This window comes from Enterobacter sp. ECC-249 (assembly GCF_043965265.1).
Classification (GTDB): domain Bacteria; phylum Pseudomonadota; class Gammaproteobacteria; order Enterobacterales; family Enterobacteriaceae; genus Enterobacter; species Enterobacter quasiroggenkampii.
Genome location: NZ_CP143660.1, coordinates 926,971 through 939,218 on the forward strand (window position 1 = coordinate 926,971; position 12,248 = coordinate 939,218).

The 12,248-nt window shown below is 60.3% G+C and carries 16 protein-coding genes; all 16 read right to left on the reverse strand.

Annotated features, from left to right (window positions below):
* Positions 1–13 precede the first annotated feature (13 nt).
* Positions 14–772, reverse strand: coding sequence for a phosphonate metabolism protein PhnP (phnP, locus tag V1587_RS04465; RefSeq protein WP_371899535.1), 759 nt, complete (start codon positions 770–772; stop codon positions 14–16).
* Positions 773–781: 9 nt separating this feature from the next.
* The gene (gene phnO, locus V1587_RS04470; protein ID WP_371899534.1) at positions 782–1,216 is read right to left on the reverse strand and encodes an aminoalkylphosphonate N-acetyltransferase; all 435 of its coding nucleotides are present in this window, start codon (positions 1,214–1,216) and stop codon (positions 782–784) included.
* A complete protein-coding gene (gene phnN / locus V1587_RS04475; RefSeq protein ID WP_371899575.1) occupies positions 1,209–1,760 on the reverse strand; it encodes a ribose 1,5-bisphosphokinase in 552 nt (183 codons plus the stop codon). The genes phnO and phnN overlap by 8 nt, the downstream gene beginning before the upstream one ends.
* Positions 1,757–2,893: an alpha-D-ribose 1-methylphosphonate 5-triphosphate diphosphatase gene (phnM, locus tag V1587_RS04480; RefSeq protein WP_371899533.1), complete on the reverse strand. Its 1,137-nt coding sequence runs from the start codon at positions 2,891–2,893 to the stop codon at positions 1,757–1,759. The genes phnN and phnM overlap by 4 nt, the downstream gene beginning before the upstream one ends.
* Entirely contained in the window at positions 2,890–3,570 is a 681-nt protein-coding gene (gene phnL, locus V1587_RS04485; protein ID WP_371899532.1) for a phosphonate C-P lyase system protein PhnL, read from the reverse strand. The genes phnM and phnL overlap by 4 nt, the downstream gene beginning before the upstream one ends.
* Positions 3,571–3,779: 209 nt before the next feature.
* On the reverse strand, positions 3,780–4,535 hold the full coding sequence (phnK, locus tag V1587_RS04490; protein ID WP_371899531.1) for a phosphonate C-P lyase system protein PhnK: 756 nt from the start codon (positions 4,533–4,535) through the stop codon (positions 3,780–3,782).
* Positions 4,532–5,377 carry an alpha-D-ribose 1-methylphosphonate 5-phosphate C-P-lyase PhnJ gene (locus V1587_RS04495; protein WP_395314517.1) on the reverse strand — a complete coding sequence of 282 codons (846 nt, stop codon included), beginning with the start codon at positions 5,375–5,377 and terminating at the stop codon, positions 4,532–4,534. Before V1587_RS04495 ends, phnK begins: the two co-directional genes overlap by 4 nt.
* Complete coding sequence (locus V1587_RS04500; protein ID WP_371899530.1) at positions 5,370–6,434, reverse strand: carbon-phosphorus lyase complex subunit PhnI; 1,065 nt, start codon at positions 6,432–6,434, stop codon at positions 5,370–5,372. Before V1587_RS04500 ends, V1587_RS04495 begins: the two co-directional genes overlap by 8 nt.
* Positions 6,434–7,018, reverse strand: a complete 585-nt coding sequence (gene phnH / locus V1587_RS04505; protein WP_371899529.1) for a phosphonate C-P lyase system protein PhnH — start codon at positions 7,016–7,018, stop codon at positions 6,434–6,436. Before phnH ends, V1587_RS04500 begins: the two co-directional genes overlap by 1 nt.
* Entirely contained in the window at positions 7,015–7,467 is a 453-nt protein-coding gene (phnG, locus tag V1587_RS04510) for a phosphonate C-P lyase system protein PhnG (protein WP_371899528.1), read from the reverse strand. The genes phnH and phnG overlap by 4 nt, the downstream gene beginning before the upstream one ends.
* Positions 7,468–8,193, reverse strand: coding sequence for a phosphonate metabolism transcriptional regulator PhnF (phnF, locus tag V1587_RS04515; RefSeq protein WP_371899527.1), 726 nt, complete (start codon positions 8,191–8,193; stop codon positions 7,468–7,470).
* A 20-nt stretch (positions 8,194–8,213) separates the two neighbouring features.
* The gene (gene phnE / locus V1587_RS04520) at positions 8,214–8,993 is read right to left on the reverse strand and encodes a phosphonate ABC transporter, permease protein PhnE (RefSeq protein WP_023334213.1); all 780 of its coding nucleotides are present in this window, start codon (positions 8,991–8,993) and stop codon (positions 8,214–8,216) included.
* A gap of 126 nt (positions 8,994–9,119) precedes the next feature.
* Complete coding sequence (gene phnD, locus V1587_RS04525) at positions 9,120–10,136, reverse strand: phosphonate ABC transporter substrate-binding protein (RefSeq protein WP_371899526.1); 1,017 nt, start codon at positions 10,134–10,136, stop codon at positions 9,120–9,122.
* Between the two features lie 24 nt (positions 10,137–10,160).
* Positions 10,161–10,949, reverse strand: coding sequence for a phosphonate ABC transporter ATP-binding protein (gene phnC, locus V1587_RS04530; RefSeq protein ID WP_371899525.1), 789 nt, complete (start codon positions 10,947–10,949; stop codon positions 10,161–10,163).
* 173 nt (positions 10,950–11,122) lie between these two features.
* Positions 11,123–11,554 carry a VOC family metalloprotein YjdN gene (gene yjdN, locus V1587_RS04535; protein ID WP_371899524.1) on the reverse strand — a complete coding sequence of 144 codons (432 nt, stop codon included), beginning with the start codon at positions 11,552–11,554 and terminating at the stop codon, positions 11,123–11,125.
* A gap of 123 nt (positions 11,555–11,677) precedes the next feature.
* Positions 11,678–12,013 (reverse strand): zinc ribbon domain-containing protein YjdM, encoded by a 336-nt coding sequence (locus V1587_RS04540; protein WP_023334217.1) that lies wholly within the window; start codon positions 12,011–12,013, stop codon positions 11,678–11,680.
* Positions 12,014–12,248: the final 235 nt, after the last annotated feature.

Sequence of the window (12,248 nt, forward strand, 5' to 3'; positions counted from 1 at the left end):
AGAGGGAGAAAACCTAGTCCAGCACCAACACCATCCCGTCATACCCCGCTTCAATGCCGTCGGGCAGCGGGTTATCCATCATCCACACGTCAAACTGATGGCTGATGTGCGTCAGGATCACCTGCGGGCAGCCAATCACCTCGTTTAGCGCCATCACGGTATTTAAATCGCAATGGTTTCGCGGCGTCTCGTCGCGCGGTTCGTGGCTGCAGTCGATAATCATCGCCTGCGGCTGATTGTTGAGCAGGAACTTCACCGTTTTTTCCGGCAGCCCGGCGGTGTCGGACAGCCAGGCCACGCGGCTGTGGGCCGACTCCAGCAAATACCCGAAGGTCAGTTTCGAATGGTTGAGCGGCAGCGGCGTGACCCGCATACCCTGAAGCTCAAACATGACAAAGGGGTCGACCGTGTAGCTGAAATCCAGGATCCCCGGATGTTTAAACAGGTCGTCGCATCCTGCTTCGTCCGGCGGACCGTAAACAGGAATCGTCGCGCCCACGCCCCAGCGCAGGGGGAAGAGCCCCTGAACGTGATCCATATGGTAATGGGTCAGCAAAAACTGCTGAAAGCTGCCTGCGGGCCAGTCGTCCATCAGGTGCGGAATGCCCGCGTCCAGCAGGGTCACCGCATCGTTGAATTTGACCACCGCGCTACAGGGACGACGGCGATAGTTATCCTGCAGGCGCGCCCGGCGACACGCCGCGCAGTCGCAGCCAAAGACCGGCACGAGTTGCGCGCTTCCGGTTCCTGTTAACGTGATTGTCAGACTCATAACGCACCTCTACAGCGGTTTGGTGAATCGGAAATGGCTCTGCGTATATCCTTCACGGACGTAAAAACGATGGGCGTCCACGCGCTTCACGCTGGTGGAAAGTTCGGTCAGCTCCGCGCCGGCCTCTCGTGCCACCCCTTCCGCCCAGGCCAGCAGCTGACTTCCTACCTTTAACCCACGCGCCTGCGGCATCACCACCAGCTCCTGAATCTCGCCGATCCAGCGCGCGTGATGGAGGTGAAACTGCAGGTGCAGGCCGATCATGCCGATGACCTGCCCGTCCAGTACGGCAAGCTGATAGCGCACATTGCGATCCTGCAGATTGGCAAGATAGCCCGAGTGAAACGCCTGGCGATCGAACTCGGCCTGCTTTAACTCGCAGATTAACGCGTAAACGATTTGCGCATCGTCGGCGGTAGCGGGGCGAAGCCTGGAGTCAGGCATGCTGTTTCTCCTTCTGACGGATAAGCGATAAAAAGGTCTCGACTGACTGTAGCAAACTTCCGTCGTTATTGAGGACGTGGCAGTCGGACGGGGTATAGCGGGCTGCACGTTCAAGCCGCTGGTCGATCTCACGGGCGGATTCACGCCCCCGGCTCTGCAACCGGCTGCGCAGGACCTCCGGCGAAACCTGCAGACAGACCGGCTGCAGGGCTGCTCCATAGCGTGCGCGCGCCTGCGGAAGATGCGCCCGCGAGCCGTTAACCAGCACGTCGAACCCCGCATGCAGCCACAGATCGGTCTCAATGCCGATCCCGTAGTAGTAGCCGTTAGCGTGCCAGCTCAGCGCCAGCAGGTTTTGCCCGGCACGGGTAAAAAACTCCTGCTCGCTCAGAGCGATATGGTTTTCACTTCCCGCATTGGCCGCCCGGGTAATGTAGCGGTGCGCCACCAGCAGCTGCGGATGCTCCTGCTGCCGTAAGGCGGACAGCAGGCTGTCCTTACCGGAGCCGGAGGGCCCCATTAACCAGATAAGTCTTCCCATCAGAACACCCTCTTTCCCTGACGCCAGACGTGGTCGATATGAACATGCTCGCCCCTGCGGTGGGCGAGTACCAGATCCGCCCGTTTCCCTTCGGCAATTTCTCCGCGATCGTGAAGGTTAAGCGCCGAGGCCGGGTTTTTCGTCACCAGGCGAATCGCCTGCGGCAGCGTAAAGCTGTTGCTCTCGTCGTCGGCAACCCTGAACGCCGCATCCAGCAGGCTGGCGGGGTAGTAGTCGGACGAGAGGATATCCAGCAGGCCAAGAGAGGCAAGCTTGCTTGCCGCGACGTTGCCGGAGTGCGAGCCGCCGCGCACGATATTCGGTGCGCCCATCAGCACGTTCATGCCGTGCCTGCGGGAGGCTTCAGCCGCCTCGAACGTGGTTGGAAATTCGGCGATCACGCTGCCAAGCTGGTGGGATTCGAGAACGTGATCGTGTGTAGCGTCGTCATGGCTGGCCAGCGCGATATTACGGTCCCGACACATCGCGGCAATCCTGAGACGGTTAGGCTGCGACCACTGTGCCGCAAGCGCCAGCTGCTCTTCCTCGTAACGGGCCATCTCTGCGTCGTTGAGCGAGTATTTGCCCTGATAGTATTCGCGATACTTCTCAATATTGGCGAACTGGCGCTGCCCCGGCGAGTGGTCCATCAGGGAGACCAGCGAGACCGGCTCGCGGCCTACCAGCTTTTCAAACAGCGGCAGTGTAGTGTGATGCGGCAGCTCGCAGCGCAGGTGCAGACGATGTTCGGCGCGGTTAAGGCCGCGTTTTTGCGTCTCCTCCACGGCGTTGATCATCTTCTCCAGGTTTTCCAGACGATCGCCGCCGTCGCGCACGTCACCGATGGCCACCGCGTCCAGTACGGTTGTGATGCCGCTGGCGACCATCAGCGCGTCGTGGCTGCTCATCGCTGAATGGGCGGGCCAGTCCACCTTCGGACGTGGCGTGAAGAACTTGTCCAGATTATCGGTATGCAGTTCGATCAGCCCCGGCAGCAGCCAGCCGCCGTCGCCGTCCATCGCTTCAGGGGTACGGCTTTGGGTTTCCGCAAAGGCGCGAATAACGCCTTCATGGACTTCAACCGAGCCATCAACGACTTCATTTTCCAGCACTAGCTTGACGTTATTGATAATCATACTGGAGTCCCCATCGGGTGCAGTCTGTCCGCGACGCGGGTGCGAACGGTCTCGTCGTGGAAGATCCCGACGATCGCCGCCCCGCGCGCTTTGGCCTGTTCGATCAGCGCCACTACGGCCGCGCTGTTTTTATCGTCGAGCGAGGCGGTGGGCTCATCAAGCAGCAGTATCGGGTAGTCGACGATAAAGCCGCGGGCGATATTGACGCGCTGCTGTTCGCCGCCGGAAAAGGTCGACGGGGCAAGGTGCCAGAGGCGCTCGGGCACATTGAGGCGCGTCAGCAGGCTGGCGGCTTTGGCGGCGCAGGTTTCGCGCGGCACGCCGAGATCCAGCAGCGGCTGCATGACCACGTCCAGGGCGGAGATCCGCGGGATCACCCGCAGAAACTGGCTCACCCAGCCGATCGTGGTGCGGCGCACGTCCAGCACCTTCCGCGCGGGAGCCTGTACCAGGTCGACCCATTCATCGCCGTGGCGAATATGAATATGGCCTTCGTCGGGTAAATAGTTGGCGTAGAGGGAGCGCAGCAGGGTCGATTTTCCGCTGCCGGAGTGGCCATGCAGCACCACGCATTCGCCGCGATTAACCTCCAGAGAGGCATTTTGCAGCACCGGCAGACGCACGCCGTTTTGCTGGTGGAGCACAAAGGTTTTACTTACGTTTTGTACGTGGATCATGTTGGCCTCGTGATTTGTTTTGCCGGGTGGCGGCTTCGCCTTACCCGGCCTACAAGGTGCGGTGTTCGTGTTGCCGGGTGGCGGCTTCGCCTTACCCGGCCTACAAGGTGCGGTGTTCGTGTTGCCGGGTGGCGGCTTTGCCTTACCCGGCCTACAAGGTGCGCTATTCGTAGGCCGGGTAAGCGCAGCGCCACCCGGCAGCAGTAACCTCAGTTCTGCAACACGGACGACACCAGCAACTGGGTGTACGGATGGTGGGGATCGTCGAGCACGCGGTCGGTTAACCCACTTTCCACCACCTGACCCTGCTTCATCACCAGCAGGCGGTCCGCCAGCAGGCGCGCAACGCCCAGATCGTGGGTGACAATCACCACCGCCAGGTTCAGCTCTACCACCAGACCGCGCAGCAGGTCGAGCAGGCGCGCCTGCACGGAGACGTCCAGCCCGCCGGTGGGTTCATCCATAAACACCAGCTTCGGATGGGTCACCAGGTTGCGGGCGATCTGCAGGCGCTGCTGCATCCCACCGGAGAAGGTCGTCGGCAGGTCATCGATACGCGAGGCGGGGATTTCAACTTCCTCCAGCCAGCGCTGCGCCGTGGCGCGGATGTTGCCGTAGTGGCGCGCGCCGGTAGCCATCAGGCGTTCGCCGATATTGCCCCCCGCAGAGACCTGACGGCGCAGGCCGTCCATCGGGTGCTGATGCACCACGCCCCACTCGGTGCGCAGCAGGCGGCGGCGCTCGGCCTCGCTCATGCCGTAGAGGGAGTGTCCCTGATAGAGTATCTCGCCGTGTTGCGGCGTCAGGCGCGCGGAGATGGACTTCAGCAGGGTGGTTTTGCCTGAGCCGGACTCGCCGACAATCCCCAGCACTTCTCCCGGCCACAGCTTGAACGACACGTCGCTAAAGCCTTTGCCCGGCGCATACAGGTGGGTCAGGTTGTTAACCGAAAGCAGCGGTTTCATTGGCCGTTCGCCTCGCTCTGTTGGCGGCAGAAATCGGTGTCGGAGCAGACAAACATCCGTTTGCCCGTGTCATCCAGCACCACTTCATCCAGATAGCTGTGTTTGGAGCCGCAGATGGCGCACGGCTCGTCCCACTCCTGCACCGTAAACGGGTGATCGTCGAAATCCAGGTTTTCGACACGCGTGTAAGGCGGGACGGCGTAGATACGCTTTTCGCGTCCGGCGCCGAACAGCTGCAGGGCGGGCATCATGTCCATCTTCGGGTTATCGAATTTTGGGATCGGCGACGGGTCCATGACGTAGCGCCCGTTGACCTTCACCGGGTAGGCATAGGTGGTGGCGATATGGCCGAAGCGGGCGATATCCTCATACAGCTTCACCTGCATGACCCCGTACTCTTCCAGGGCGTGCATGGTGCGGGTTTCGGTTTCACGCGGCTCGATAAAGCGCAGCGGCTCCGGGATCGGCACCTGGAAAATCAAAATCTGATCTTCAGCCAGCGGGGTTTCCGGAATGCGGTGGCGGGTCTGAATCAGCGTCGCGTCTTCGGTTTTTTCCGTGGTCGCGACGCCCGTTACCCGCTGAAAGAAGTTGCGGATCGACACGGCGTTGGTGGTGTCGTCGGCGCCCTGGTCGATCACCTTCAGCACGTCCGCCTCACCGATCACGCTGGCGGTGATCTGAATACCGCCCGTGCCCCAGCCGTAGGGCATTGGCATTTCGCGGCCGCCGAACGGTACCTGATAGCCCGGGATCGCCACCGCTTTCAGAATGGCGCGGCGGATCATGCGTTTGGTTTGCTCATCCAGATAGGCAAAGTTGTAGCCGCTTAAGTTAGCCATTTTTGCGCTCCCGTTGCAGGCGTTTCAGCAGTTCCAGTTCGGCCTGGAAATCGACGTAGTGCGGCAGCTTGAGGTGCGAGACGAAGCCCGCGGCCTCGACGTTATCCGCGTGGGCCAGCACGAACTCTTCGTCCTGCGCCGGGCCAGCGATGTGTTCGCCGTAGTCAGGCGCCTGCAGGGCGCGGTCGACCAGCGCCATGGCCATCGCCTTGCGTTCGCCGAGGCCAAACACCAGCCCGTAGCCGCGGGTAAAGTGCGGGTCTTCATTTTCGGGGGCGACAAAACCGTTCACCATTTCGCATTCGGTCATCAGCAGTTCGCCGACGTTCACCGCAAAACCCAGCTCTTCCGGCACGATTTCAACGTCGATGTAGCCGCTGCGAATTTCGGCGGCAAACGGGTGGTTGCGCCCGTAGCCGCGCTGGGTGGAGTAGGCCAGCGCCAGCAGATAGCCTTCGTCGCCGCGCATCAGCTGCTGCAGGCGGGACGAACGCGAGCACGGGTAAACCGGCGGCGTGCGGGTGATATCGTCCGGCTGCGCGCCGGAATCCTCTTCCGTTTTCGCCAGGCCCTGTTTCGCCAGCAGGCTGAAGACGTGCGGAGACGGTTCTTGTTCGGCGTCAGAGGTGCTGAGCTGCGGCGCTTCGCCGTTCGCCAGCAGGGTAAAATCCAGCAGGCGATGGGTGTAGTCATAGGTAGGACCCAGCCGCTGGCCGCCGGGGATATCTTTATAAACGGCAGAAATGCGGCGCTCCAGGCGCATCTCCGCCGTATTCACCGGCTCGCTGACCGCCAGTTTGGCAAGCGTGGTGCGGTAGGCACGCAGCAGGAAGATCGCTTCCACGTTATCGCCGCTGGCCTGCTTCAGGGCCAGCGCCGCGAGCTCGCGGTCGGCAATGCCACCTTCGGTCATCACCCGGTCGACCGCGAGGTTTAACTGCTGTTCAATCTGGGCGACGCTCAGCTCGGGCAGCTGTTCATCACCCCGTCGTCTGTGCGCCTGCAGCGCATGGGCGGCGGCGATGGCCTTCTCGCCCCCTTTGACGGCAACGTACATCAGCACACCTCCACGTGGGTGGTCCGCGGGATTGCCAGCAGGCGCTCGCCGCAGGTCAGGATCAGGTCAATGCCCAGCGGGAACGGGTGCGGGCGCTCGGTCAGCTCGTGAATGATGCACTCCGGCAGCTGCGGCGCGACCATGCGCTCGTCGGCGATTCCTGCTCCCGTCAGGCGCAGCATACGGCCGCCGCTGAGGCTTGAGACCTGCAAAATCAGCGTGGCGCTGGTCTCCGGCGCGACGGCGGTGCCTTCGCTCAGGGCATTCAGCTGTTCATGGCTGATTTGTTCGTCGGCCACGGCAAAGATTGCCTGCTGCGGCTGTTCAACCAGCGGGGCGCTGGTGTGAAAACGCAGGTTCTGGCTGGCGATGTCGTTCGAGAGGGTGCCCGAAAGCCATACCGGAGTATCGTTGTCGGCCAGGGTCAGCAGCACACTGGTGGTGGCCAGATTCAGGGGCAGCCAGCCCTGGGAGAGCTGGTGCAGCGAGACAATCACGCCCGGCTCGCTCATCGCTTTCAGCAGACGACGAAAACTGTGTTGGGCATCCTGGACGGCCAGGGTAAAAGCAGGTTGAAGCGTCATGCGTTGTCTCCGCGAACGAGCGTAAAGAAGTCGACCCGGCTGGTGTTCACTTCGGCCTGACGTGCGGCAATACGTGCGGCGCGGTCGGCTTCCAGCGGGGCAATAAGGGTTTCCATTAACGTCTGGAAATGGGGTTGTTCCTGTAATAGCGCGTCGATGACCGCGCAGCGCTCGGCGTGGGCTTTATCACGCCCCAGCACGTAGCTGTAGCCCAGCGTGCCGCTGTGCAGGCGGATCGCTGCGCGGGTGAGGGTGGCATCCCCGGCGAAAAAGCGCTCGCCGGTACCGCCCATACGCGCCTGAATCTGCACAAGGCCGATCTCCGGCGCGCGGAGGATGTCGTACCCGGGTGCCAGGCTAAGGGCGTTCATGCGGGCAGACAGCGCAGCAGGCTGGCTGTGGGCCAGCACGCACATCCAGCGCTGTCGGGTGGCGGTGTCGAAGTGCATTCAGTGCTCCATGGTGAATTCGATCATGTCGGCGCGGGTCAGGCTGACGGAGTATTCCGTCGCGTCGATCTCGCCGTCACGGTGGTTGAGGGTGCGCACGCAGAGCAGCGGGGCCATATTGGGGATTTCGAGCACTTTGCTCTCTTTCGCCTGCGCGCGGCGGGCGCTGATGCGCGTCTGGGTGCGCTTGAGCGCAATGCCTGTCGCATCCTGAAGAAAATCATGCAGCGAGCCGCTGGAGAAATTCTGCAGCACGGGCCAGAGGGCGAGATCCGCGAAGTAGTGGTCTATCTGGCACACCGCCACGCCGTTGACGCGGCGCAGCGTGCGCAGGTGAATGACGTCGTCGCCTTCCTGAATCCCCAGCGCGTCCGCCACGTGGCTGGAGGCCGGGCGCAATACCGAGAGCAGCTTTTCGCTGGTCGGGTGGCTGCCCTGATCCAGCAGGTTCTGGCTAAAGCGCGCCTGGGCGTTAAGCGGGTAGTCGAACGGGCGCATCAGCACCAGCACGCCCACGCCCTGACGGCGCTGGACCCAGCCGCGCTCGACCAGCTGGTCAATGGCGCGGCGCAGGGTGTGTCGGTTCACTTCATAGCGATCGGCAAGCTGCTGCTCGGCGGGCAGGTAGTCCCCGCAGCGGTAGTGCGTGCGCAGCTCCACTTCGAGCTTTGCCGCAATCTCTTGCCAGCGTGTGGGGTAACTGGTCGGATGTCTGGATAAGTGCATAGAAAACAAAGCCTCGCTTCTCAGATGAAGTGCTTACGCAAACGTTGAGAGAGGAAATCCAGCAGGCTGACGGTAACGATGATGAGCACCATCAGGGCGCAGGTTTGCTGGAACTGGAAACCGCGAATCGCTTCCCACAGGGTGACGCCAATCCCGCCAGCGCCGACCATGCCAACGACGGTGGCGGAGCGGACGTTGGACTCAAAGCGGTACAGGGAGTAGGAGATCAGGAGCGGCATCACCTGAGGCAGAACGCCGTAGAGGATCTCCTCGATTTTGTTGGCGCCGGTCGCACGAATACCTTCCACCGGACCAGGCTCGATGGCTTCGACCGCCTCGGAAAGCAGCTTGGAGAGCACGCCGGTGGTGTGGATGAACAGCGCCATGACGCCCGCGAACGGACCCAGGCCGACGGCGACCACGAACAGCATTGCAAAGACCATTTCGTTGATGGCGCGGCAGGCGTCCATCAGGCGGCGCATGGGCTGGTATACCCACCACGGCACGATGTTTTCGGCGCTCATCAGGCCAAACGGAATAGAGAGAACGACGGCCAGCGCGGTGCCCCAGACGGCGATTTGCAGGGTGACCGCCATTTCGCTGAGGTAATCCTGCCACTGGCTGAAGTCCGGCGGGAAGAAGTCGGCGGCGAAGGTCGCCATGTTGCCAGCGTCTTTGAAGAGCAGCAGCGGATCCATTTCCGCGCCCTTCCAGGAGATAACCAGCACCGCCAGCAGGATGGCCCAGCTTATGAGCGAGAACCAGCTGCGCTTTGGCGGTGGGAGGGTGATGGTTTGCATGTTGGCTCCTTTGATTTATGTCCCCTCACCCCGACCCTCTCCCCAAAGGGGCGAGGGGGAAAAGACCGCACCGTGCAGTCTCCTCTCCCCTATGGGGAGAGGGTTAGGGTGAGGGGGAGAAAGGCACTACTGCACCGCTTTATTCACGCTGGTCATCGCGCCGAGCGCGGCGGTCAGGCGGTCAAGGTCTTCAAGCTGGGCCTGAATCGCGGCCACTTTGCTGGTCTTTTCCTCGTCCTTCAGCCCTTTGTTGTCCTTCACGCCCTGCATCTCTTTAAACAGCGCCAGCTGGCGAATCGGGACCAGCTGCAGGTCGCTTGACGGGCGGAACGGTGCCCAGCCAAGACGCTCCAGGACCGCTTTCTCTTCCGGCGTTTTGCCATAGGTCATAAAGAAGTCGTACACCTTGTCCTTGGTGCTTTCGGACAGGTTTTTACGCCACACGATCGGGTCGCCGGGGATCAGCGGGGATTTCCAGATAACCTTGATCTCTTTCAGCTTGTCCGGTGCGGAGGTCTTCAGCTTGTCGAGGTTCTCGGTGTTGTTGGTGGCGACATCCACCTGCTTGTTGGCCACGGCCAGGGCGTTGGTTTCGTGGCTGGCGTTCACCGTGCGCTTGAAGTCGCTGGCGGAGGCGTTGTTTTTGGCGAAGACGTAGTAGCCAGGGACAAGGTAACCCGAGGTGGAGTTCGGGTCGCCGTTGCCGAAGGTCAGCTCTTTGCGTTTAGCGAGCATGTCGTTGAGGTTGTTGATCGGGCTGTCTTTGTTGACGATCAGCACGCTCCAGTAGCCCGGGGAGCCATCTGCCGCGACGGTCTGGGCAAAGACCTGGCCGTTCGCGCGGTCCACCGCTTCCATGGCGGAGAGGTTGCCGTACCAGGCGATGTCCACTTTATTAAAGCGCATCCCCTGGATGATGCCCGCATAGTCCGGGGCGAAGAAGGCGTTCACTTTGATCCCCAGCTTGGTTTCCATATCTTTCAGGAACGGTTCCCACTGAGGCTTCAGGTTTTGCTGTGATTCCGTCGAAATAATGCCGAAGTTCAGCGCTTTTTCCTGCTCTTCCGCATACGCTGGGCTTAACAGGGTGCTGATGCTGAACATGCTGGTAAAGGCCAGCGCGGCAACGGCTTTGTAGCTCATGTACTTTCCTCGGATCGGGTTTAATTAAGCAGCCTGCGCGTTCTCTTCGACGCGGTTAATGCTGCGGTAGAGATGGTCAAAACGTTCGTTATCAAACTGATGGCTCGCGCCATCAAAGAACACGTGTCCCTGACGCAGGGCGACGATGCGTTCGCAATAGCGCAGGGCGTAATCCACCTGATGCAGCGTGACCACCACGGTAATGCCGTCGTTCTGGTTAATGTCGCGCAGAGTTTCCATCACGATGCGGGCGGACTCCGGGTCCAGCGAGGCGATGGGTTCGTCAGCAAGAATGATTTGCGCTTTTTGCATCAGGGCGCGGGCAATGGCGACGCGCTGCTGTTGTCCACCGGACAGGGTGGAGACGCGCTGGTGGGCAAAATGCGCCATGCCGACGCGGGTCAACGCCTGTAAGGCTTCCTGCTTCTGCGAAGGGGAGAACCAGCGCAGACAGGTGCGCCAGAACGGGGTGCTGCCGAGCGCGCCAATCAGCACGTTCTCCAGTACAGTCAGGCGGTTCACCAGGTTGAACTGCTGGAAGATGTAGCCCGTCTGGGCGCGGCTCTTGCGGATATCGCTCGCGAGACGCCCCGCGCGCTGCACGGTATTACCCAGCAGCTCGACGCGACTTTCCGGCGTTTTATCGCAGGTGATAAGACCGCTTAAATGACGCAGAAGGGTAGATTTACCTGAGCCGGATGGCCCCAGCAGCGCCACCATTTCGCCCTGCTGGACGGTCAGATCAACGGCATGCAGAGCCTTATTGTGATTGAAGGTCTTGCTCAGTTTCTCGACGCGGATGACGGTTTGCATGTGCTGGGCCTCACGATAAATGTGGCCTCATGCTGGCGCATCAATGTGACATTTGGGTTAAGTGCAGGTTGCGGGAGTTTGAAGAGTTGAGCGGAGTTTGATGACAATCACCGTAGGCCCGGTCAGCGCAGCGCCACCGGGTGCGATTGCCAGATGCGCTGCGCTTATCCGGCCTACGATTTAACGACGTTAATCATCCACGGCACGCCGTATTTGTCGGTGACTCTGCCGAAACCGTGCGCCCAGAAGGTCTCCTGCCACGCCATTTCGATATTCCCGCCCGCGGCGAGGTTGTCGAACCAGCGTTTGCCTTCATTGACGTCCTGGGTATCGAGAACCAGCGTGAAGCCCGCGTACTGCACATTGCTGCCGGGCGGCATCCCGTCGCTCATCATAATATCGCTGCCCGCAATGCGGACGTTGGAGTGGGCGATAGCCGAATCCGGAAACTGCATACCGGACGGACAGCCTTCATCGCTGTTATCGCTTTTTGGCATTTCGCCGAAGGTGATTTTATAGAGAAGTTCTGCGCCGACGGCTTGCTGATAGAAGGCGGTGGCCTCTGCGCAGTTGCCGGCGAAAGATATGTAGGGACTTAACGGCATAATCTTTACCTCACGTAAGAAAAGCCCATTAAGTTTAGTTCTTTTTTTGTAGGCCGGATAAGCGTAGCGCATTCGGCAAAAGCGCCCGGCAGCGCTGCGCTTACCGGGCCTGCAGGTGAAAAATCAGTTCTTTTTCACGAATTCAGATTTCAGTTTCATTGGACCGAAACCGTCAATTTTGCAGTCGATATTATGATCGCCTTCAACCAGACGGATATTCTTCACTTTGGTGCCGATTTTCAGCATGGAAGAACTGCCTTTCACCTTCAGGTCCTTAACGACGGTAACGCTGTCACCGTCCGCCAGCAGATTGCCGTTCGCATCTTTTACGACAAGTGCATCAGCGTCGTGTGATGGTTCGGCATCATTCCATTCGTGAGCGCATTCCGGGCAGATGAACATGCCATTGTCTTCATAGGTGTATTCAGAATTGCATTTTGGGCAGTGTGGAAGTGACATATCGGTATCCTCAAAAAGTGTAAACGCGCCGGAAAGTGCCAGCTAAATGACGGCAGGGTGCCGAAAAAGGCGGCAAGTATAGCGCAAATCCACACGTTTGTCGGTGACATTGTTAATTAAAAAAATGCAAAAAGCGTATCGGGAGTGACACTTCCTGTCAGTCAGTTAAGCGATGCTTACCTCATTAACACGGTGGGAAGAAATGACGATAAATATATCGAATATTTTATTGCAG